The organism is Serinicoccus chungangensis, from assembly GCF_001483745.1.
GTDB lineage: Bacteria > Actinomycetota > Actinomycetes > Actinomycetales > Dermatophilaceae > Ornithinicoccus > Ornithinicoccus chungangensis_A.
Map to the genome: position 1 here is coordinate 99,546 of NZ_LQBL01000029.1, position 21,211 is coordinate 120,756.

Consider the following 21,211-nt stretch of genomic DNA (forward strand, 5'->3'; position numbering starts at 1 on the left):
CCTGCTCGTGACGACGATGCTGACCGGGGCGCTCGCGCTCTCCTGCTCGGTGGCGGTCGCCGACGAGGAGACGAGCACCGATCCCGCCGCCCCGGTCGCCGCGGGCGCGGAGCGCACCGGGGGTGCGGGCGACGGGCACGACCACACCGGTGACGCCGACCCGCCCGCCGACGGCGCCTCGGGGGACGGCACCCAGGGCACCGGCGCCCCGACCGCCCCCGCCCCGGGCGGCGGGGGGTACTCGCACAGCGGGTCGCCCGCCGGGCCGGCGAGCTTCGTGCAGTTGCCGGAGGACCCCGCCTATCCCGTCCCCGGGCCCCCGCAGAACGACGACCTGCCGGTCGAGGTCGACGAGGACACGGCATACCAGAACCAGCTGTCCTGCGACCCCGAGGACCGTCCGGGCGTCATCGCCTTCGCGCTCCTCCTCACCGAGCACTACGGCCGCCCGGGGTGGACCGGTGCGCGCCCGTGCATCGACTACATGAGCCAGCACCACGACGGCCGTGCCCTGGACTGGCAGCTGGACGCCTTCGACCCGCACGAGCGTCGGATCGGGGACGCCGCCGTGGCCTGGCTGACCGAGGACGACGGCGAGATGATGCGCCGCTTCGGCATCGAGTACATCATCTGGAACGGCCTCGTCTTCATGAAGGACGACAACGAGTGGCGGCACTACGTCGGCCCCAGCCCGCACACCGACCACGTGCACCTGTCCTTCACCTGGGACGGCGCGATGATGCGGACCTCCTGGTGGACCGGTGTCGCGGTGACCCGGCCCGACCTCGGGCCGTGCGACACCGTCACGCGGGAGTACGCCGCGCTGCACACCTTCCCCCGGTTCGAGCCGTGCGCCGACCCGGCCGTGGCCGCCCCCGCGAGCGACCTCGCGCGGGTGCGTCCCGGTGAGTCGGGGCCGGGGGTGTCGATGCTGCAGACCGTCCTCGGCATCGAGCCCACCGGGGTCCTGGACGCGCCCACCCGCACCGCCCTCGTCGAGTGGCAGACCGAGCACGAGCTGCCGGCGACCGGCGTCGCGGACGCCCTGACCTACGCCGCGGCCCAGGGGTGGGACCTGGACGAGGTCCCGGCCTCGGCGCTCTCGGTCACCCCCGAGGACTGGCAGGTCTCGCAGTTCACCCCCTACCGGCGCACCACCGTGACCCAGGGCGACCAGGGCAAGGCCGTCACGGTGCTCCAGGAGGCCCTGGGCGCCGAGCCCGACGGGGACTTCGGGCCGAAGACCGCCGAGGCGCTGGCGGAGTGGGAGCAGACCGTCCCGGTGCTCGCCGAGCAGGCCGAGCGGCGGGGTGACGAGCCCGCCGTGGTGACCCCGCTGACCTGGGTCTACCTCGAGCGGGCGGCGCACCCGACCATGGCGCTGCGCGACGTCGAGCTCGCCGAGGGCAGCCGCGACATCGGCGCGGACCCGGACGGCGAGCTCGCCGCCCGCGCCGCGGTCGAGGGTCGTGACGACAGCCCCTACGCCGGCGGCGCGGTGGCCGTGCTCCAGGAGCTGCTCGGTGTCGAGGCCGACGGCAGCTTCGGCCCGCTGACCGCGCAGGCCGTCCGCGAGGTCCAGGAGGACGCTGGGCTCGAGGCGACCGGCGAGGTCGACGGCCCCACCTGGGTCGCGGTCGAGGCGGCGGCCATCGACGCCGAGCGCGTGGCGGGTGCCCCCGGCCTGGAGGCGCAGCGCGCCCGCGAGGAGGCCGCGAAGGAGAAGGAGCGCCAGGAGGAGAAGCGTCAGGAGCGTGAGGCCGAGCTGGAGCGGCAGCGCGCCCGGGAGCGGCACGAGGCGGCCGTCGAGGACGCCGGCCGTTGACCGGCCCCTCCCGCGGATGAGCCACCCACGTCGACGTCGCGGCGGCGCTGTCCTGGCCTCCGCACTGCTCGTGGGGATCCTGGGCGCGGGCGGTCTCGGCGTGGTGGCGACCTCGGCGGCGGACCCCGGGGCGGAGGGGGAGCCCGGCTGGTCGCAGGTGCAGGCGGCCACCCCGGGAGCGGTCGGGTGGTCCGGCCTGGGGCAGGCCCCCTGCCCGGAGGGCATGACGCGGCGCGTGAGCGTGGGCAGCTGGAGCATGGACTCGGCCGTCCCGCAGGCGCGGTTCAACGACGGCTGGGGCCGGGTGTCCTCCCGCGACGGCGGGGCCGCCTGGGCGGTGGTGTCCGCCGCCGACCCGAGCGACCACTTCTTCCTGCCCTACGTCAAGGTCTCCGTCGACCGTCGCACCATGCTCGCCCTGTCCACCCGCGGCACCCAGGGCAACTCGGCGCACACCCGCGTCCAGATGAACTCCGTGGACCTGCGGGTCTACGCCGGGTCGTCCTGGGACGGCCGGGTCTACGACGTCACCGCCGCCACGGACGACGAGAACGGCCACCTCGGCACGTGGTTCGAGCACACGAGCCGCGACGGGGCGAGCACCCGCTGGGACGTCGACAACGTCCAGGTCTACACCTGCCGGGACGCGCCGGTCTCCCGCATCTCCGGCTCGGACCGGTATGCCTCCGCCGCCCGCATCGCGGCGACGTACCCGGCCGGGGTGCCGGTCGCCTACCTCGCGACGGGGGAGAACTTCCCCGACGCCATCGGCGCCTCGGCGCTGGCGGCCCAGCGGGACGCGCCCGTGCTGCTCACCCGCTCGGACCGCCTGCCCGGCGCGACCGCGGCCCAGCTGGACCGGCTCTCGCCGCAGCGCCTCGTGGTGCTCGGCGGCACGGGCGCGGTCAGCTCGACGGTCGCCCAGGAGGCCGGGGCCTACGCCGGCACGACGAGCCGGGTGACCGGCGCCACCCGCTACGACGTCTCGGCGGCGCTCGCCGAGACCTACGCCCCGGGCCGGCCGGTCCTCTACGTCGCCAGCGGCGCCAACTTCCCCGACGCCCTGGCCATCGGTGCCCTGGCGGGCGACCAGGGGGCCCCGGTGCTGCTCACGCCGACCGGGGGGCTGCACCCGGCGGTGGAGGAGCAGATCGGCCGGCTCGACCCGGGCCGCATCGTCGTGGTCGGTGGCCCGGTCGCGGTCTCCGACACCGTGGTCGGCCAGCTGCGCCGGCACACCTCGGGCTCGGTGACCCGCCTCACCGGCAGCAACCGGTATGCCGTGGCCGCCGCCGTCGCCCGCCAGTTCGACGAGGAGCCCGCGCGCGTCTACGTCGCCACCGGCACCGCGTTCCCGGACGCCCTCGTGGGCGCCGCGCGCGCAGGCAGCCAGGGGGTGCCGGTGGTCCTCACCCGGCAGGACCAGCTCGTCAGCGACGCCCGGTCGGCCCTGCAGGCGCTGGACCCGCTGCGGGGGGTCCTGCTGGGCGGGCAGGTCGCGCTGAGCTCGGTCGTCATGGACCAGGTCGGCGCGCAGGTCGGGTGAGGAGGACCCATGCAGACCACGCACCGACTGCTCTCCGGTGAGGGGGTCCTCGTCGACGTGCCCGACGCCACCGCCCTGCCGGGTGGCACGGCGCTGGCGGTCCTGGCCCTGGAGGGCGCCGGCCAGCTGGAGGTCACCTCCGGCACCGAGGCGGACCTCGGCTTCTACCTCGAGGTGACCGGGACCACCCTGCAGCGGGAGGTGGCGCTGCGCGACGGCCGGTCGCTGCGCTACGGCCGCCTCGGCGGCGACCCGGAGCAGGGGCTGGGCTGGTCGGTCGCGGTCGGGGCCCACCACGTCTACGGCTCGACCGTCCCGGCCATGGACGTCGAGGCCCTCAGCGGCTACCTCGCCGACGTGGACGTCCGGGAGGACCGGCTGGGACCGGTGCTGACCCCCACCGGCCGGGCCAGCTGGTCGCCCTACCGCACGCAGACCCTCGCCCAGGTGGTCGAGCTGGCCGGGACCGGCGGCGGCGACGGTTCGCCCCCGGGCTACCTGCTCGACATCCGGCGGGCCCGCACCGGTCAGCTGCAGGGCGGGCGCTCCTCCGGCGCACCCGTGCGGGGCGGGCTGCTGTCGCGGTCCTCGGGCGAGGAGCGGCACCCCTACGCCGTCCTCGAGAGCGCCGACTTCGTGACCTACGGCATGCCGGGCAGCGAGGAGGCCGTCGACGCGGTCATCGCCTCGATGACCGAGGTCACCGTGGGGCTGGTCCGGTGAGCGTGCTCGCGGCGGCCGGCCTGTGGGCCGTCGGCCTCGTGCTGCTCGTCTCGGGGCTGTCGCACGCGCGGGCGCCCCGGTCGACGCGGGTGGCGCTGCGGGCCCACGGCACGCTCCCGCCCGCCGCCCACCGGGGGGTGGCTCTCGTGCTGGGCCCCGTCGAGCTCGTGCTGGCCCTGGGCCTGCTCGCGGGCGGGCTGGGCGTGCTCGACGCTGCGGCGGTGCGAGCCCTGGGTCTGGGCGCCGCCCTGCTCTGCCTGGCCTTCGCGGCCTACCTCCGGGTGGTGCGGCGGCGCACCGCCGGGCAGGAGGTCCCCTGCGGCTGCGGCCTCGGCACCACCCCGGTCACCGGCTGGAGCGTGGTGCGGGCCGGGTTGCTGGGTGCCCTGGCGCTCACGGGTGCGGCCCTGCCGACCGGTCCGTGGGACGCCGGCACCGGCGCGCCGGTCTGGGCACAGGTCGTCGTGGCCGCCGCCGGCGGGCTGGCGCTCGCCGTGGCCACGGCCGCGCTGCCCGCCGCGCGCGCCGTCCCCGCCGGGCTCACCACCCTCACCGGGGCGGCGCGATGAGCTTCACCGCCTCCGCCCTGGTGCTCGCCTTCGTCGCCATCGCCCTCCTGGCGCTGGGGCTGGCCGGGCTGCTGCGGCAGGTCAGCCTCCTCACCCAGCAGCTCGAGGGCGGCGCGGCGGCACCGCGCCAGGGCGCCGGGGCACGGACCACCCGCGAGCTGGTGGGCTTCCGGCTACCGGGTGATCTGGCGACCGATCTCGTCGACCCGGCCGCACGGCATACCCTCCTGGCCTTCGTCTCGCCCGGGTGCAGCTCGTGCTCGCTCACCCTGCGCGCGCTCGCCCTGGACCCTGAGGTCGCGGACGGGTCGGTGGCACTGACCCTCGTCTCCGCGGGCTCCTGCGCACCCGCCCTCCGGGACGCCGAGGGGGCCGGGCGGCTGCGCTGCCTGCCGCAGGGCCGGACGGCGATGGACCGGCTGGCCGTCCCGGCCACCCCCTACCTCGCGCTGCTCGACGCCTCGGGCACCCTCCGGGCGGCTCTCCTGCCCGAGGAGGACACCGACCTGGGCGGCTGGCTCCGCCAGGCCGACACGACGCTTCACCAGGCCGGGGCACGACCGTCGACGAGGGAGGACGGCCCGTCATGATGCGCTTCGAGGACCTGCCGGTGGCCGACACCGGCCGGCTGCGGGACCGGCTGCGGGAGAGCCCCAGCCGGCGCGGCTTCCTGGCCCGCGTGCTGGGGGCGGGCACGGCGGTCGGTGTCGGGTCGCTGGCGCTGGTCAACCGCGGGGGCAGCCAGGTGCGGGCCCAGGCCGCCTACTTCCTGGACTACACCGACACCTCGACCGGGCCGTGCGCCACCTACGCCCGCGACCACACCGAGAACGGCATCCAGTGCGGTCCCTCGCCCATGTGCCGTGACGGGTCCTGCTGCTGGAAGTACCGCTCCGGCGCCGGCAACGTCGTGGCCTGGCACAAGAACGGACCGGGCGTCGACCGCTACTACACCCACCGGCCGGACGACTGCTGGGGCGGCGTCTACGACTCCTGGCACTGGAAGTTCAGCGACGGCCGGACCTACCGCTGCTCCGACGGCTGGACCTGCTCCGGCTCCGGCTCCTGCGTCGCGACGATCTGCCCGTGGGCGATCTAGAGGACCCGGACCTGCCGGTCGTGGCGGACGCCGCGACCGGGGTCTCCGCGCGTCGCCGCTGGGCCGCCGACCCGTTGCCGCTGCTGCTGCTCCTCGGGGCCGGCGGGCTGGCCTGCCTGCTGCTGCTCCCGGTGTCCGGACCGACGTGGGTCGTCCCGGCCCTCTTCGCGGTGACCGTGGCCGGGGTGGCGCTCTCCGGCTCCACCTGAGGCGTCAACAGCGCGTGGGCGCTGGTGGCCTCGGTCCGGGGCCGACAACGACAGCTCTCCCTCTGGGGAGCCTTCGCCGCCGGGACGACCCTCGGCGGTGCGACCACCGGGCTGGCCCTCGGTGTGCTGGCCGGGCTGGTCAGCCCGGTGCCCGAGCAGGTGCGCCTGGTGCTGCTGGTCGTGCTCGTCCTGGCCCTGGTGGTGCTCGACGCGCTCACGCCCCGGCTGCCGCTGCCGCAGCGCTCGATCCTCATCCCGCAGGAGGTCTTCGCCCGGGGCATGGCCCGCGGCGGGCTGCGCTTCGGCCTGGAGTACGGCTGCGGGTGGCGGACCCTCGTGCCGTCGGCCGCGGCATACCTCGCTGCGCTGTTCGTCCTGCTCGTCGTGCCGCCGTGGTGGGTCGCCGTCCTCCTGGGCGCGGCCTTCGGCCTCTCCCGGTCCTGGGCGGTCCTGCTCTGGATCGGCCTGGGGTCACCCGGGTGGCAGACCTTCCTGGCCGGGCACTCGCGCGTCCTCGAACGGACCGGCAGCGTCCTCGCCGGGCTGCTGCTGCTCGCGGCGGCCTGGTCGCGGCTGGGCGGATAGGGTGGGTGGTATGGCGCGTCCCCACATCGCCGCGCAGCTCGAGGACTCCGTCCGACGGCGCATGAGCTCCAGCCTGCGTCGACGTGGCTGGCACGAGCGGTTGTTCGGCTACACCGGCTACGGCACGCCCGACCGGGTGCGGGTCTTCGCGCGGGTGCTGTTGTCCCGGCACGAACCGGAGGAGTCGCGCACCGCACTCACCCACGCGCAGGACTCGCTGCTCGACATCGCGCAGCGCGGGTGGCGGCTCTTCCTCACCGCGCCCGCGGTGGGCGTGACCGTGCACGTCCGGCTCGGCGAGGCGCAGGCGAGCGCCCGCAGCGACCGCGGTGGCTACGTCGACGTCGAGCTGGAGGGCCACGGGCTCGGCCCGGGCTGGCAGGAGGCGCACCTCGACCTCGGCAACGGCGACTCGCTCACGGTGTCGGTGCTGGTCGTGGACCCCGCCGTCGGCGTCGGGCTGGTCAGCGACATCGACGACACGGTGATGGTGACCCACCTGCCCCGCATCCTCATCGCGGGGTGGAACACCTTCGTCCGCTCCGAGCAGGTGCGCCAGGCCGTCCCCGGCATGAGCGCGATGTACCGCGCCCTGCTGGCCGAGGACCCGCTCATGCCGGTCTTCTACCTCTCGACCGGGGCGTGGAACACCGCGCCCGCCCTCACCCGCTTCCTGCGGCGCCACGACTTCCCGGTCGGCCCGATGCTCCTCACCGACTGGGGGCCCACCAACACCGGCTGGTTCCGGTCGGGGCAGGAGCACAAGGAGGCCGAGCTGCGACGGCTCCGGGAGGACTTCCCCGGGATGCGGTGGATCCTCGTCGGTGACGACGGCCAGCACGACCCGGTGATCTACGGCCAGTTCGCCCAGGAGCACCCGGAGGCCGTCGAGGCGATCTGCCTGCGTGAGCTGACCCCCGCCGAGCAGGTCCTCTCCAGCGGTCTGCCGGTCGCGACCGACGAGCTGTTGGGCAAGCGCGTGCAGGTGCCGATGCTCAAGGCGTCCAACGGCTTCGGGCTGCACCAGCTCCTCGTCGGCGCCCGGAACCGGACCCGGCCGGGGGGGCAGGCCTGATGCCCGAGCTGCCGGAGGTCCAGGCCCTCACGGACTTCCTGTCCGAGCGGGTCACCGGACGGGTCGTCACCGACACCGAGCTCGGCTCGATCGCGGTGCTCAAGACCTTCGACCCGCCGCCGTCCGCCCTCGTCGGGGCGCCCGTGGACGCGGTCCGCCGGCACGGGAAGTTCGTCGATCTCGACGTCGACGGCACCCACCTGGTCTTCCACCTGGCCCGGGCGGGGTGGCTGCGCTGGTACGACGAGGTGCCCCGGACGCAGGTCCGCCCCGGGCGCAGCCCCATCGCGCTGCGGGTGAGGCTGGACGACGGGGCCGGCTTCGACCTCACCGAGGCGGGGACCAAGAAGGGCCTCGCGGCCTACGTCGTGACCGACCCGGCGAAGGTCCCGGGGGTGGCCTCGCTGGGTCCGGACCCCCTGGCCGACGACTTCGACGAGGCGGCCCTCTCCGCGCTGCTGCAGGGACGCCGGACCCAGATCAAGGGGGTGCTGCGCGACCAGTCGATCCTCGCCGGGGTCGGCAACGCCTACTCCGACGAGATCCTGCACGCGGCCCGGCTCTCGCCCTTCGCCCTGGCGGCCGGTCTCACCCCCGAGCAGGTCGGTGAGCTCTACCAGGCGCTGCGCACCACGCTGCAGGCGGCGGTGATGGCGGCCGAGGGCAAGCCGGCGGCCGCGCTGAAGGACGCCAAGCGCGCCGGCATGAACGTCCACGGCCGCACCGGCGAGGCCTGCCCGGTGTGCGGCGACACCGTCCGCGAGGTCTCCTTCGCCGACTCCTCCCTGCAGTACTGCCCCACCTGCCAGACCGGCGGCAAGCCCCTCGCCGACCGCCGCATGTCCCGCCTCCTGCGCTGAGCGCTTCCCGGCCGGACAGCGCGCGACTGCACCGGGTATGTCGCGCAACTGCCCTGCTGGGCGACACATCCGCTGCAGTCGCGCACCACCGGACGCGGGACCGGGCCGAGCGGGACGTCGGGCTGCGCGGAGCGGGTCAGCGCGGGAGGGTGAACAGCCGGCCGCGCCAGCCGAAGGCCCGCGCGCCGTCGACGTGGTCGGCGCGGTCGTCGGTGAAGGCGACCTCCGCCGGCGCCACGCGACGACCGAGGCGCCGCTCGATCGCGGCGTGCGCTGCGGCATACGCCTCGGTGTCGGGCTTGGCGGCGCCCAGGTCGTCGGTGTTGAGCAGCATCGGGATGACGCGGGCCAGGCCGATCTCCTCCAGCTCGGCCGCCACCCGGTCCGGCCGGTCGGTGAGCGGGACGACGGGTGCGCCGCCTGTCGCCAGGGTGTCGAGGAGCGGCACGACGGGGCCATGGAGAGGCACCCCGTCGAGGTCGAGCACGGCCACGCCGGCGCGTCGCAGGAAGGCGGCGACCCGCCAGGGCCGGTCGGGGACCGGCTTGGCGGCGACCACGTCCACCTGCCGGATGCGCACCTCGCCACGCCGGCCGACGACGACCAGCTCGTCCTCGGTGGCGGTGATCAGCTCGCCGATGGTGTCGGTCGCCCGCTCCCCGGCCTCGACGAGGTGACGCACCACGACCCGGGATCCGACCGTCAGGGGTCGTCGACGGGGATCAGGCACGGGCACCCCACCGGACTCGCGAGGAGAGTATGCCCATCTCTTGTCCCACGGTAAGAAAGAGGAAGACTCGCGCAGAGGCAGTCAGACGACCGTCGGCTCCTGGCCGTCCGCCCCGCCGACCATGCTCTTGCCCGCCCGGTTCCACGCCTGCATGCCGCCCTCGACGTTGACGACGTCGAAACCCTGCTGCACGAGCCACTCGACGGCCCGGCCCGACCGTCCACCGCTGCGGCACACGACCGGCAGCGACGCGGAGGTCTCGGGCAGCTCGTCGATGCGGGCCGGGATGTCGCCCAGGGGGAGGTGGACGGCGCCGGGCGCGTGGCCGGCCGCCCACTCCTCGGGCTCCCGCACGTCGACGACGACCGCGTCGTCCGCGAGCTCGGTGACGGGGATGCTGGGGATGTCGCTCATGCCCTCACTATGGCACCGCTCCCGGTCGCGTGGCGCTAGGGGGAAGTCGGCGGCGGGGTTAGCATGGTCCGCGGCTGGGCACCGCACAAGGGTGATCGCCGCACCACCGACTCGATGTTCCGGTCTGTGCCGGGAGGGGACGACACCGTATGACCACCGCCACCTCTGGCGCGAACGCGTCACGCCTGCCTGCGCGCAGCCGCGACAAGCGTCCCGCCCTCGCGTTGCTCGCGCTCCTGCTGGTCCTCGTCGGGGCGCTCGGCAGCGCGCTGCTCGTCTACCGCACCGGCAACCGCGTGCCGGTCCTCGTCGCCTCCCAGACCATCCAGCAGGGTGCCGAGGTGACCGAGGACGACTTCACCGTGACCGAGATCGCCTTCGAGGAGGGCGCCCAGGTGGTGAGCGCCGAGTCGCTGCCGCAGTTCGTCGGCTCCCAGGCGGTGAGCACCATCCCCCAGGGCAGCCTCGTCTCGGGCCAGATGTTCACCCCGTCCGAGCTGGCCGAGCCCGGGGTGCAGCAGGTCGGCGTGGTCGTGGCGTCCGCGGGGCGGCCGGCCGACGCGATGCGGGCCGGTGACATCGTGCGCGTCTTCGCGACCGCCCCCGAGTCGGCGGTGGCCGCCGCCGAGGACGCCCAGCAGCTGGTCGAGGCCGCCAAGGTGGTCGCGGTCGGTCCGGTCGTGGACACCAGCGACACCATCCACGTCACGCTGCTGCTGCCCGAGGACGCCGCACCTGCCGTCGTCGCCGCCAGCGCGACCGGCACCGTGGCGCTGTCGCTGCTGCCGGCCGACACCGCGCCGGTGGTCGACTGGCGCACGGAGTGAGCTCGACATGGCCCTGATCTCCTTCTTCAGCGCCAAGGGCGCACCCGGCGTCACGAGCACGGCGATGCTCGTGGCCGCCCTCTGGCCGCGCCCGACGCTGCTCGTCGACGCCGACGGCAACGGCGGCGACCTGCTCATGCGGCTCCCCTCCGAGTCGGGCCTGCCGCTGACCCAGCACCCGGGGCTGCTCACCCTGCTGCCGCTCGCCCGGCACGGACTGTCCTCGGGCGTCGTCCTGGACCACTCGCAGGTGGCCCTCGGTGGCCAGCAGGTGCTCGTGGGACTGGAGACCTCCGAGCAGGCCGAGGCGTCGGCCGCGCTGTGGCCGACCCTCGCCCGCGCCTTCCGCGAGGTGCCGGGCACCGACGTGGTCGTCGACGCCGGCCAGCTCGCCGCGCGCTCCGGCCAGCTCTCGCTGGTGCAGCGCAGCGACCTCGTCGTCGGGGTCGTGCGGGCCGAGCCGGCCAGCGTCATGCACATGCGCGAGCGGCTGACGGTGCTGACCCAGACCTTCGCCGCCCTGGGGGCCGACGCCCCGAGGGTCGGGCTCGTCGCGCTCTCCGGTGTGCAGCGTCAGGACGAGGCGTCCTCGGCGATCACCACGGTGCGGGCCGACTTCCCCGACGTGCTGGACCTCGGCCAGGTCGCCCTCGACCCCCGCCCGGAGCGGATGTTCCACGGCGACCCGGTGTCGCGCCCGGAGCGCACCATGCTGGTGCGCTCGGGCCGTTCCCTCGTCGAGCGCCTCGTCGCGGCCCTCGGCCCCGCCGTGGTCCTCGACACGGGGGCCGCCGGGCACGCGGACGCGGACACAGACGCCGCGACCGGGGACCAGCCCCCCGCACCCGCGACGGGGCAGCAGGAGCGGGCGGACGGCATACCCGAGCGTGAGCCCGAGGGCCAGGCCGCGGACGCCGACGCCGGTGACCAGGACGCGGGCCGGGGCGAGAGGCGCCGGCGCCGCGAGCGACCCAGGAAGACCAGGTGGAGCCTGCGATGACCACGTCCTCGACCCCCCTGCTGGCGGGCGCGAGCCCCGAGCAGCAGGCGGAGATGAACCAGCTGGTCCGCACCCTGCGCTCGCAGGTCGCCGACCGGCTCAACCAGCAGCGCCGCCGCGACGAGGTCGCCGGACGCTCGCCCATGAGCAGCGAGGACGAGCGGCACTTCGCCCGCTCCCTCATCGTCCAGGTCCTCGAGGACCACGCCACCCTCATGATCACCGAGGGACGGGTGCCGCCCACCGCGGAGGAGGAGGAACGGGTCGCCGCGGCGATCCACGCCGCGCTCTTCGGGGTCGGCCGGCTGCAGCCGCTGCTGGAGGACCGCGAGGTCGAGAACATCGACATCAACGGCTGCGACCGGGTCTTCGTGGGGTATGCCGACGGTCACGAGGAGATCGCACCCCCGGTCGCGGACAGCGACGAGGAGCTCATCGAGCTCATCCAGATCCTCGCGGCCAACGTGGGTCTGACCTCCCGACCCTTCGACTCGGCCAACCCGCAGCTGGACCTGCGGCTGCCGGACGGCTCCCGGCTCTCGGCCGTCATGGGCGTCTGCCAGCGGCCGTCGCTGTCGATCCGCCGGGCCCGGCTCGGCCAGGTCAGCCTGGAGGACCTGCTGTCGACCCAGACCTTCAGCGAGGACGTCATGCGCTTCCTCAAGGCGGCGGTCGCGGCCCGCAAGAACATCATGATCGCGGGGGCCACCAACTCCGGCAAGACGACGATGCTGCGCGCGATGGCCGCCGAGATCCCGCCCGAGGAGCGCCTCATCACGGTGGAGCGGGCGCTGGAGCTGGGGCTGGACAAGTTCGAGGACCAGCACCCCAACGTCGTCGCCTTCGAGGAGCGGCTGCCCAACTCCGAGGGCGTCGGCATGGTGTCGATGGCCGAGCTGGTGCGCCGTAGCCTGCGGATGAACCCCTCACGGGTCATCGTCGGCGAGGTGCTGGGCGACGAGATCGTCACCATGCTCAACGCGATGAGCCAGGGCAACGACGGGTCCCTGTCGACGATCCACGCCAACTCCTCGATGGAGGTGTTCAACCGCATCGCGACGTATGCGTTGCAGGCCGAGGAGAACCTCCCGGTCGAGGCCACCCACATGCTCATCGCGGGCTCCGTCAACTTCGTCGTGTTCCTCCGCAAGAAGAACGAGCACGCGACCGGCGGCGGCCTCATGCGCGGGGTGCAGTCGATCCGGGAGGTCACCGGTGTCGACGGGCGGGTGCTCTCCTCCGAGGTCTTCGCGGCCGGACCGGACGGCGTGGCGCGGGCCAAGGCGCCCATCGAGTGCATCGACGACCTGGTGCCCTTCGGCTACACGCCGACGCCGGTCACCCGGTGGGACTGATGGGCCAGCTCTACACGCTGCTCCTGCCCATGGCGACGGGTGCGGTCGTCGGGCTGGGGCTCTACGTCGCCGTCCTCGCGGTCGTCGGTCTGCCCGAGCGCGACCCGTCCACGCCGCGGCGCTTCGAGAACGTCACGCTGGGCGGGGTCAGCCGTCGCCTCGTCGCCGGCGTCGTGGTCGGCCTGCTCGTGCTCCTGCTGACCCGCTGGGTGGTGGCCGCGGTCGGGATCGGGCTGCTCGCCGGGCTGTGGGACCAGCTCACCGGCGACTCCCGCGCCGAGACCGCCGGCATCAACAAGCTCGAGGCGCTGGCCACGTGGACCGAGTCGTTGCGCGACACCATCGCCGGGGCCGTCGGGCTGGAGCAGGCCATCCCCGCCACGGCCGTCAACGCCGGGCCCTCCATCCGGTCCTCGCTCAACCTCCTCGTCGACCGGCTGCGCATCCGCGAGCCGCTGTCGGAGGCCCTCATCGACTTCGCCGAGGACCTCGACGACCCCTCCGCCGACGTCATCTGCTCGGCGCTCGTGCTCAACGCGCGGCTGCGCGGGCCGGGCCTGCGCGACGTCCTGGGCGCGCTCGCGGTGTCCACCCGCGAGGAGCTGGACATGCGGCGGCGCATCTCCGCCAGCCGGCGCTCCATCCGGCGCTCGGTGAAGATCATCGTCGTCATCGTGCTGTCCGTCATGGGTGGTCTGGCCCTCTTCAACCGGGTCTACGTGGAGCCCTACGGCACCCTGGCCGGCCAGGGGGTGCTGCTCGTCGTGGCCGGCCTGTTCGCCGGCGGTCTGCTGTGGATGCGCAGGCTGTCCGAGCCACAGAAGCTCAGCCGGTTCCTCGTGGTCAACCGGGAGGCCCGGGCGCGGGACATGGAGCAGCTGCTCGACGACGTGCGCGAGGGTGCCCAGACCGGTCGGACGGACCGGGGAGGCCGACGATGAGCCCGATGGTCTGGCCGATGCTGGCCGGTGGCCTCGTCGGCCTCGGCATCTACCTCTTCATCCGCACGCTGCTGCGTCCGCGGCCCGGCGTGGCCACCCTCGTGGCCCGGATCGACGCGGGCTCCCGGTCGATGCAGACCCACACGCTGTCGGAGTACGACACGTCGTTCGCCGACATGAGCAGCCGTGGCCGCTCGGTCATGACGGGTCTCGCGGACCGCTTCGAGGTGCTGGCCGCCCAGCGTGGCTGGCAGATGAGCCGGCACCGCGCCGACCTCACGATCCTCAACCGCAGCGTCGGCGCCATGCTGGCGCTCAAGGTCGTGAGCGGCACGATGCTGCTCCTCGTGGGGCCCCTGGTGTGGGGCGCGCTGCGCCTCGGTGGCCTCGACATCGGCCCGTCCATGCCCCTCGGCCTGGGGCTCCTGCTGGGCCTGCTCGGCTTCTTCCTGCCCGACCTCTCGCTGCGGGCCGAGGCCGAGCAGCGGCGTCGGGAGTTCCGCCGGACGGTGGGGATCTTCCTCGACCTCGTCGCCATGAACCTCGCCGGTGGCCGCGGTCTCCCCGAGGCCCTCCTCGCGGCCTCCTCGGTGAGCGACCACTGGTCCGTGGTCCGCATCCGGCAGACCCTGGCCAACGCGCGGCTGTTCGGCACCACCCCCTGGGAGGCGCTCGGTCGGCTCGGCAAGGAGATCGGCCTGGAGGAGCTGGAGAGCCTGTCCGGTGCCCTGGTCCTGGCGGCCGACGACGGGGCCAAGATCCGGCAGTCCCTCACCGCCCGGGCCACCACCATGCGCCGCAAGGCGCTGTCCGAGGCCGAGGGGGACGAGGGGGAGCGGTCCCAGTCGATGCTCATCGCCCAGATGCTGCTCGTCGTGGCCTTCCTCGTCTACCTCGCCTACCCGGCCCTGGTCGCGCTCATGACCGAGCAGGCCATCTGAGGGAACTTCCGGACGAGTGGCGTCGTCCAGGGAGGTGTGCAACTATCCTGAGTTGCGACCCCGGCCCTTCCCGGGGTTCTGACCATGACCGAGGGGTGTCCATGAAATCGATGAGAGCGTATGCGCTGCGGGTCCGGCGCGACCTGATCTCCCAGAAGGACCGCGGGGCGTCCGCGCTGGAGTGGGCCCTCATCGCGGCGGTCGTCGTCGTCGCGGCGGCCCTCATCGGCGCCGCCGTCTACAACGTCATCGCCACGCGGGCCGCGCAGGTCGAGTCGTGCGGCAACGTGGGGCCGGGCGGCACCTGCTGATGCCGCTTCGCCGTCGCCCGCAGGTGCGGACGCGGCGGGAGGCCCGTGGGGGCGTCGAGCGCGGCAGCTCGGCGCTGGAGCTGGCGATCGTGGCGCCGGTCCTGCTGTCGTTGATCTTCTTCAGCCTGCAGGCGGCGTTCTTCTTCTACGGACGGGCCGCCGCCACGCACGCCGCCCGGGAAGGGGTGTCGATGCTCCGCCTCGCCGAGGACCGTTCCGCCTACGCCGCGCTGGAGCCGGACGCGGTCGCCCGCACCGAGCGCTTCGCCGCCAACGTCGGTGGCCCGGGCCTGACGGACCCCGAGGTGGGGAGCACCTACGTCGAGGAGGGCGACGGCACCGCCCGGGTGACCGTGACGGTGAGCGGGCGCGTCATCACGCTCGTGCCGGGGCTGCGGCTGACCGCCACCGCCGACGCCTCCGGGTCCGTGGAGCGCTTCCTCGAGCCCGAGCTCGCGCCCTGACCTGACCCACCCCTCCCAGAGACCACCGACAGCAGAGCACCGAGACGAGGACGAGATGGGACGGCATACCGCCACCCGGGAGCGCGGGTCCATCGCGCTCGAGTTCGCCTTCGCCGCGCCCATCGTGCTCCTCATGCTCGCCCTGGCCTGGACCTTCGGCCGGGTCGCCTGGGCCAACGGGCACCTCGAGGCCGGCACCCGCGACGCCGCCCGGGTCGCCACCCAGGCCCGGTCCATGCCGGAGGCGCGCAGCAGCGCCATGGCGGTGCTCCAGGAGAACACCCGGGCGATCGACGGCTGCCCGGCCAGCCTCACGGTGCAGATCACCGGCGACTTCGAGCCCGGCTCGACGCTCACGGTCCAGGCCAGCTGCAGCTACGCCCTGTCCGACATCGGTATGCCCGGTGCCCCGGGGAGCGTCTCCCCCTCCTCCTCCTTCGCCTCCGTCGTGGACCAGTACCGCGGGGTGGACCCGTGACCGGCCTCGTCCAGGTGCTGCGCGCCGGCCGGGAGCGGGGGTCGATCCTGCCGGTGATCCCGGTGGTGGCTCTGGCGCTGCTGCTCATCGCCGGGCTCGTCATCGACGCCTCGCGCCAGCTCAACGCCCGCAGCCAGGCGGTCGCCTACGCCGAGGAGGCCGCGAGGGCCGGCGCCCAGGCGGTCGATCCCGAACCGCCGGCCACGCTGGACCCGCAGCAGGCCCGGCGCAACGTCGGGGACTACTGCGCCCAGGTGCTCCAGCGCAGCGCCGTGACCAGCTGCGGCGTCACCGACATCGAGCCGGCCGAGGACAGCCCCCGTCCCTACACCATGGTCGTACGGGTGGAGACGCAGATCCCGACGACCCTGCTGGGCATGGTGGGCCTGCGCAGCCTCAGCGCCTCCGGCGTCGGGCGCGCCGAGCCCGTGGCCGGGGAGCTGCTGCCGCCCGCGCCGGACCCCGAGCCCGACCCGGACCCCGGGCCCGACCCGGGGCCCGACCCCGACCCCGGACCTGAGCCGGGACCGCCCGACCCCGGACCTGAGCCGGGACCCCCCGACCCTGACCCTGAGCCCGGACCCCCCGCCCCCTGAGGACCACGATGACGACGACGACCTCCCCGTCGAGGACCGTTCCTGCCCGCGCCCGGTTGCTGGCCGGCTGCGCCCTGCCGCTCCTGCTGGGAGCCTGCGGCACCTCGAGCGACGTGCCGGAGAGCTCCCCGACGGCCCTGTCCTCCGACGACGCGGCCGCCGAGACGGACGAGCCGACCACCGAGGACGCGGCCCCCACCTCCGCGCAGACCTCGGAGCAGGACCAGACCACCGAGGAGGAGCAGACCACGGAGGAGCAGGCCTCGCAGGACGACGCCGAGGACCGGCCGGACACCTGGGCCACCTTCACCGCGGAGCCGCCCCCGCTCGCCGTCGAGGAGGGCGAGCTCGACGAGGACCCGCGCGTCCTGGCGGTCGAGCGCTTCAACGAGGCGTTCGCCCGTGCGGCGACGGCGGACGACCCCCAGGACCAGGACTGGCTCGCCACCCTCGACGAGGGCGGTCTGGAGGGTCTTGTGGAGGTCTTCGAGGAGGAGTTCGGTCGCGCCTACCCCGGCCCGCTGCCCTTCACCCCGTTGCAGGTCACCGAGCTGGAGGACGGGACATGGTCGGTCCAAGGATGTATGGTGACGGACGGGTTCTCGGCCGATCCCTCGCGCTCGGACGACGGCATGACGGGTCTGGAGGTGTCGTCGATCGAGTACTCGCTCGTGGACGACCCGGGCGCGGAGGGGGACTATCTCGTCGAGGCGCTGTACTCCGGCACCATCAACTGCTCGACCACCGAGGTGGAGACACGATCATGGTAAGCATGCCCGCCCTGCGCTCGCGCGGCGCCGCGGCCGCCCTGGCCGGTGCCCTCGTGCTCGCGACCGTGCCTCCGGTGGCCCAGGCCGGGGTCAACACCGAGCCCCGCGAGGGCCAGCCCGTGGTGTGGCCCTCCGAGAACCGCACGCGGATCAAGACCTACCAGACCGGCGGTGGGGCGTGCTCGCTCATCGCGTCGCCGAACTCTGTGGGCGGGGTGTGCGTCTCGGCCAACGCCTCCGACGGGCCCAGCATCCGCGAGGTGCTGAAGGGGGACGACCTGCCGGACTGCTGGCACGAGCGCCTCACCCCGGAGGAGCTCAGCGACATCGAGCTGCAGGCGCCGCCGGAGGGCACGCACTACTACTGGCACCGCTGCCTGCGCGGCATCGACCGCAAGACCTTCGACATCGAGCCGGGCGGTCTGTTCTTCGCCGTCGGCATCTGGATCTACGAGCCCGACGACCCGGAGCTCACCGAGCTCACCCCCAACCAGCAGGCCTTCATCGACCGTTTCGTGCGCCGCGGCAACGTGCCCGACCCGGTCATGCTCTCCTCGCCCAGCGCTGTGCCGTGGGTCAACGACGACGTCGCCTTCTACAACGCGGGCGAGGACGAGCTGCACGTCGACCTCTCCATCCCGGGGGTGGAGATGCGAGGTCGCATCACCGAGCTGCTCGTCTACCCCGAGGGACGCGGGGGGCCGGTCGTGCGCTGCCCCGGCGGCGGTCGCGAGGTCGAGGCCGACGACACCCCGCGCACCGTGCCCGGGGCGTGCTGGCACGCCTACGAGCAGGCCAGCCAGACCCAGCCGGACGACACCTACCAGGGCGAGATCCACGCCCAGTGGCAGATCGACGCGCGCATCCAGGGCGAGTGGCAGCCCTTCCACTCCTTCGTCAAGAGCGGCGAGGGACTCATGCAGGTCAACGAGGTCCAGGCCCTGGTCCGCCCGTGACCTGAGCCGACAGCGATCCGGGGAGGATCACCGATGAGCACCACCACACCCAGGCGTCCCAGGTCCGGGCGCACCCCGTCGGCAGGCTTCCAGCCGCGCACGGCGGCCGACCACCTGCCCCGCCCGGAGCAGAGCGAGCGGTCCGTCCCCCGCGGGCTGGCGGCCCTGCTCGGGCTGCTCGTGCTGGTCGTCGGGGTGCCGGTGGGCCTCGTGCTCCTCGTCGGCAACCCGCTCCCGACCGCCGCACCGAGCCTCGACTGGCTGACCGCCCCGGTGACCGCCGAGGCGCTCATCAACATCGTGGCGGTGCTGGTGTGGCTCGTGTGGGCCCACTTCGTGGTCTGCCTGCTCGCCGAGTGGAGGGCGGTGCGCGCCGGCCGGCTGCCCGGGATGGTGCCGGCGGGGGCCGGGTCCCAGCTCGTCGCCCGCCGTCTCATCGCCGGCGTCCTCCTCCTGGCGGGGTCGGCCACCATGACGGGTCAGGCACCCGGGCAGTCCGGGGCCCCGGCGGCCTCCGTGGTGAGCACCGCGCAGGCCGGCGCCGCCGCCGAGCAGGGCGCGACGGGCGGGGTCGGCGTCGGGGAGGTCGGGGCGAAGGAGGACGCCGCCCCCACCGCGTCCGGCGCCGTGGCCGAGACCGCGGTCGCCTCCTCCACCGTCACCAAGTTCTACGAGGTCAAGCCGCCGTCCGGCCGCCACCACGACACCCTCTGGGACATCGCGGACCGGACGCTGGGGGACCCCTACCGCTACAAGGAGCTCTACCAGCTCAACCAGGGCCGGACGCAGCCCGACGGACGCAAGCTGCAGGAGGCCGACCTCATCCAGCCGGGCTGGCAGCTCGTCATGCCGGCCGACGCGACCGGCCCCGACATCACCTCGGTGCGCACCCAGGCGCCAGCCGCCGCGCCCACGCCGGGCCCGGAGGCCAGCCAGGCCGTCCTGGACGAGCTGGGCGGGCGCACGGCGGACGTCACCGCGCAGGCCGCGGGAGAGGCCGGCTCCGGTGCGGTCGACCGGGCCGCCGACCTCGCCGCCCCCGCCGAGGGCGGGGCCTCGGGGGACACCGCAGCCGCCGCGACCGAGGGTGGCGCGGCCGAGCAGGTCCCGTTGGGCGACCTGGCCCTCGGCGGCGGCATGGTGCTGGCCGGCCTCGCGCTGGCGCTCTCCACCCGCCGCGGCGCCTACGGCGACCCCGGTGCGCCCGAGCAGGCGCTCCGGCTGGCGGCCGACGGCGGACGGGCCGAGCTGCTCGACCGAGGCCTGCGGGTGCTGGCGGCCGGACACCGCGACCAGGGGCTCGACCTGCCGGACGCGGCCGCGGTCTACGTCGGGGACGAGCAGCTCGTCGTCCACCTCGCGGGGGGCGCCGACCACCCCGCACCCCCGGCGCCCTGGCAGCAGACCGAGGAGGGCGGTGTCTGGGTCCTGCGTTCGGGCGACCTGGAGGGTCACCCCGTGACCGGTCCGGCCCCCTGGCCGGCCCTGGTCAACGTGGCCCGGTCCCACGGCTTCGACCTGCTCGTCGACCTGGAGTACGCCCCCGGCCTGGTGAGCATCGGCGGCGACCCGCAGGTCGCCCGGGAGGTCGCCCTGTCCACCGTCGTCGACCTCGTGACCCACCCGTGGTCGGACGGGGCGCGGGCCACGCTGGTCGGCTTCGCCGGGAGCGGCACCGAGGCGTTGACCGACCTCGCTCCCGGACGCGTCCACCAGGTCCGCTCGATCGAGGAGGCGCTGCAGGTGGGTCGGCGGGATGTGGAGGCCCACCGCTCCCGGTTGCGCGGGCTCGGGGTCGACGGGGTGCTCGCGGGGCGCTCGGCGGGTGCGGGTCAGGACCTGCGGCCGCACGTCATCGTCCTGTCCGGCAGCCCGGGACCCGAGGAGGCGCAGCAGCTGACCGAGCTGCTCGCCGCGGGCCGCACCGGGCTGGCGGTCCTCTGCGTGGGCCAGACCCTGGCCGCGCGCTGGCGGTTCGTCGTCGACGGATCGGGGCAGCTGGACCTGGGCGTCCTCGGGCTGTCGGGCACGGCCCGTCGGCTGCGCCACGGCGACCTGGACCGGATCGCCGGGTGGGTGCGCGAGGCCGCCGAGGACGGTGCCGAGGCCGCCGCCCGCGCGGCCGCGCTCGGACCCCTGGACGCCGTCGCGACCCTGCCCGCGCAGCGTCGCCCCGCCGCGCAGGCCGCCCCGATGTGGGACCGGCAGTCGGCCCTCGCCCACGTCGGGCTCCTCGGCCCGGTGCTGGTCCAGGCCCCTGGGCAGGTCACCCCCGCCCGGGAGGAGCTGCTGACCGAGCTGGTCACCCTGGTCGCCCTGCACCCGGACGGCGTCCACGACGCGGTGCTGCGGATCTCCTTGTGGCCCCGCGGGGTCGAGGACGACGTGGTGGAGGCGACCTTGGCCTCGGCCACGCAGTGGCTCGGCACCGACAGCGACGGCACCCCGCTGCTGGACCGCGACGAGTCCGGTCGCTGGCGGCTCGGCCCGCAGGTGCACGTCGACTGGTCGGAGCTGACGGCCCTGGCCGGGCGGCGCGACGCCCCGCCGCGAGACCTGGCGGAGGTCCTGGGTCAGGCCCGCGGACCGGCCTTCTCCGGCACCCCCGGCACCCGCTACGGCTGGTTGGCCTTCCACCAGGCCGCCCGGGACGCCCGTGTCGTCATCACCGCCGTCGCCCGGCACACCGCCTCGGCCCTCGCCGGCTCCGGGGACCGGACGGCCGCCGAGCAGGCCCTCCGGGACGGCCTGACCCTCGTGCCGCAGGCCCAGGCCCTGTGGCGCGACCTGCTGCGCCTCCTCGGCGGGTCCGACCCCGACCACGCGGCCGGGGTGACCAGGGAGATGACGGCCGCCCTGGGCGACGCCGCCCTGGAGCCGGAGACCGTGTCCCTCGTCCAGCACCTCAGCCCGGACCTGCGCGAGCTCGGGTGAGCC

Annotated in this window: 24 protein-coding genes; 22 read left to right on the forward strand and 2 right to left on the reverse strand. The window is 74.7% G+C overall.

The genetic code is table 11. The features are described 5' to 3' along the window. Positions 1-16 precede the first annotated feature (16 nt). From AVL62_RS12070 to AVL62_RS12115, 10 genes are read left to right on the forward strand one after another with little or no spacing between them, the layout of a single operon-like run. Positions 17-1,825, forward strand: coding sequence for a peptidoglycan-binding protein (locus tag AVL62_RS12070; RefSeq protein ID WP_235585691.1), 1,809 nt, complete (start codon positions 17-19; stop codon positions 1,823-1,825). A gap of 16 nt (positions 1,826-1,841) precedes the next feature. Beyond that, entirely contained in the window at positions 1,842-3,371 is a 1,530-nt protein-coding gene (locus AVL62_RS12075; RefSeq protein WP_153011777.1) for a cell wall-binding repeat-containing protein, read from the forward strand. A gap of 9 nt (positions 3,372-3,380) precedes the next feature. Further along, positions 3,381-4,094: a hypothetical protein gene (locus AVL62_RS12080; RefSeq protein WP_058891912.1), complete on the forward strand. Its 714-nt coding sequence runs from the start codon at positions 3,381-3,383 to the stop codon at positions 4,092-4,094. Next, the gene (locus AVL62_RS12085; protein ID WP_058891913.1) at positions 4,091-4,663 is read left to right on the forward strand and encodes a MauE/DoxX family redox-associated membrane protein; all 573 of its coding nucleotides are present in this window, start codon (positions 4,091-4,093) and stop codon (positions 4,661-4,663) included. Before AVL62_RS12080 ends, AVL62_RS12085 begins: the two co-directional genes overlap by 4 nt. Then, on the forward strand, positions 4,660-5,253 hold the full coding sequence (locus AVL62_RS12090) for a hypothetical protein (RefSeq protein WP_058891914.1): 594 nt from the start codon (positions 4,660-4,662) through the stop codon (positions 5,251-5,253). The genes AVL62_RS12085 and AVL62_RS12090 overlap by 4 nt, the downstream gene beginning before the upstream one ends. Next, a complete protein-coding gene (locus AVL62_RS12095) occupies positions 5,250-5,762 on the forward strand; it encodes a hypothetical protein (RefSeq protein WP_058891915.1) in 513 nt (170 codons plus the stop codon). Before AVL62_RS12090 ends, AVL62_RS12095 begins: the two co-directional genes overlap by 4 nt. Beyond that, positions 5,750-5,971: a hypothetical protein gene (locus tag AVL62_RS12100; protein WP_058891916.1), complete on the forward strand. Its 222-nt coding sequence runs from the start codon at positions 5,750-5,752 to the stop codon at positions 5,969-5,971. Before AVL62_RS12095 ends, AVL62_RS12100 begins: the two co-directional genes overlap by 13 nt. 24 nt (positions 5,972-5,995) lie before the next feature. Beyond that, the gene (locus AVL62_RS12105; protein ID WP_058891917.1) at positions 5,996-6,556 is read left to right on the forward strand and encodes a hypothetical protein; all 561 of its coding nucleotides are present in this window, start codon (positions 5,996-5,998) and stop codon (positions 6,554-6,556) included. A 10-nt stretch (positions 6,557-6,566) separates the two neighbouring features. Further along, positions 6,567-7,631: an App1 family protein gene (locus tag AVL62_RS12110; protein WP_058891918.1), complete on the forward strand. Its 1,065-nt coding sequence runs from the start codon at positions 6,567-6,569 to the stop codon at positions 7,629-7,631. Next, on the forward strand, positions 7,631-8,491 hold the full coding sequence (locus AVL62_RS12115; RefSeq protein WP_058891919.1) for an Fpg/Nei family DNA glycosylase: 861 nt from the start codon (positions 7,631-7,633) through the stop codon (positions 8,489-8,491). Before AVL62_RS12110 ends, AVL62_RS12115 begins: the two co-directional genes overlap by 1 nt. Before the next feature lie 136 nt (positions 8,492-8,627). Here the strand turns inward: AVL62_RS12115 and AVL62_RS17555 are convergent, their stop codons facing one another. Continuing rightward, positions 8,628-9,176, reverse strand: a complete 549-nt coding sequence (locus AVL62_RS17555; RefSeq protein ID WP_058891920.1) for an HAD family hydrolase — start codon at positions 9,174-9,176, stop codon at positions 8,628-8,630. Between the two features lie 126 nt (positions 9,177-9,302). Next, the gene (locus AVL62_RS12125) at positions 9,303-9,635 is read right to left on the reverse strand and encodes a rhodanese-like domain-containing protein (RefSeq protein WP_058891921.1); all 333 of its coding nucleotides are present in this window, start codon (positions 9,633-9,635) and stop codon (positions 9,303-9,305) included. Positions 9,636-9,784: 149 nt separating this feature from the next. Between AVL62_RS12125 and AVL62_RS12130 the strand changes: the two genes are divergently transcribed. The 12 genes from AVL62_RS12130 to AVL62_RS18065 all read left to right on the forward strand — a co-directional run bounded on the left by AVL62_RS12130 (position 9,785) and on the right by AVL62_RS18065 (position 21,208). Further along, the gene (locus tag AVL62_RS12130) at positions 9,785-10,462 is read left to right on the forward strand and encodes an SAF domain-containing protein (protein WP_058891922.1); all 678 of its coding nucleotides are present in this window, start codon (positions 9,785-9,787) and stop codon (positions 10,460-10,462) included. A gap of 7 nt (positions 10,463-10,469) precedes the next feature. After that, positions 10,470-11,462, forward strand: coding sequence for a hypothetical protein (locus tag AVL62_RS12135; RefSeq protein WP_058891923.1), 993 nt, complete (start codon positions 10,470-10,472; stop codon positions 11,460-11,462). Continuing rightward, positions 11,459-12,817, forward strand: coding sequence for a CpaF family protein (locus tag AVL62_RS12140; RefSeq protein WP_235585685.1), 1,359 nt, complete (start codon positions 11,459-11,461; stop codon positions 12,815-12,817). Before AVL62_RS12135 ends, AVL62_RS12140 begins: the two co-directional genes overlap by 4 nt. Then, positions 12,817-13,758, forward strand: coding sequence for a type II secretion system F family protein (locus AVL62_RS12145; RefSeq protein WP_058891924.1), 942 nt, complete (start codon positions 12,817-12,819; stop codon positions 13,756-13,758). The genes AVL62_RS12140 and AVL62_RS12145 overlap by 1 nt, the downstream gene beginning before the upstream one ends. Next, a complete protein-coding gene (locus tag AVL62_RS12150; RefSeq protein WP_235585686.1) occupies positions 13,755-14,699 on the forward strand; it encodes a type II secretion system F family protein in 945 nt (314 codons plus the stop codon). The genes AVL62_RS12145 and AVL62_RS12150 overlap by 4 nt, the downstream gene beginning before the upstream one ends. Before the next feature lie 101 nt (positions 14,700-14,800). Next, on the forward strand, positions 14,801-15,010 hold the full coding sequence (locus AVL62_RS12155) for a hypothetical protein (protein ID WP_058891945.1): 210 nt from the start codon (positions 14,801-14,803) through the stop codon (positions 15,008-15,010). After that, positions 15,010-15,474, forward strand: a complete 465-nt coding sequence (locus AVL62_RS12160) for a TadE/TadG family type IV pilus assembly protein (RefSeq protein ID WP_153011778.1) — start codon at positions 15,010-15,012, stop codon at positions 15,472-15,474. The genes AVL62_RS12155 and AVL62_RS12160 overlap by 1 nt, the downstream gene beginning before the upstream one ends. A 55-nt stretch (positions 15,475-15,529) precedes the next feature. Further along, a complete protein-coding gene (locus AVL62_RS12165) occupies positions 15,530-15,952 on the forward strand; it encodes a TadE/TadG family type IV pilus assembly protein (RefSeq protein WP_058891927.1) in 423 nt (140 codons plus the stop codon). Continuing rightward, positions 15,949-16,548, forward strand: a complete 600-nt coding sequence (locus tag AVL62_RS12170) for a pilus assembly protein TadG-related protein (protein WP_058891928.1) — start codon at positions 15,949-15,951, stop codon at positions 16,546-16,548. The genes AVL62_RS12165 and AVL62_RS12170 overlap by 4 nt, the downstream gene beginning before the upstream one ends. Positions 16,549-16,556: 8 nt before the next feature. After that, a complete protein-coding gene (locus AVL62_RS12175; protein WP_153011779.1) occupies positions 16,557-17,318 on the forward strand; it encodes a hypothetical protein in 762 nt (253 codons plus the stop codon). Then, complete coding sequence (locus AVL62_RS12180) at positions 17,312-18,274, forward strand: hypothetical protein (protein ID WP_161937883.1); 963 nt, start codon at positions 17,312-17,314, stop codon at positions 18,272-18,274. The genes AVL62_RS12175 and AVL62_RS12180 overlap by 7 nt, the downstream gene beginning before the upstream one ends. 33 nt (positions 18,275-18,307) lie before the next feature. After that, positions 18,308-21,208, forward strand: coding sequence for a LysM peptidoglycan-binding domain-containing protein (locus tag AVL62_RS18065; protein WP_058891931.1), 2,901 nt, complete (start codon positions 18,308-18,310; stop codon positions 21,206-21,208). Positions 21,209-21,211 lie beyond the last annotated feature (3 nt).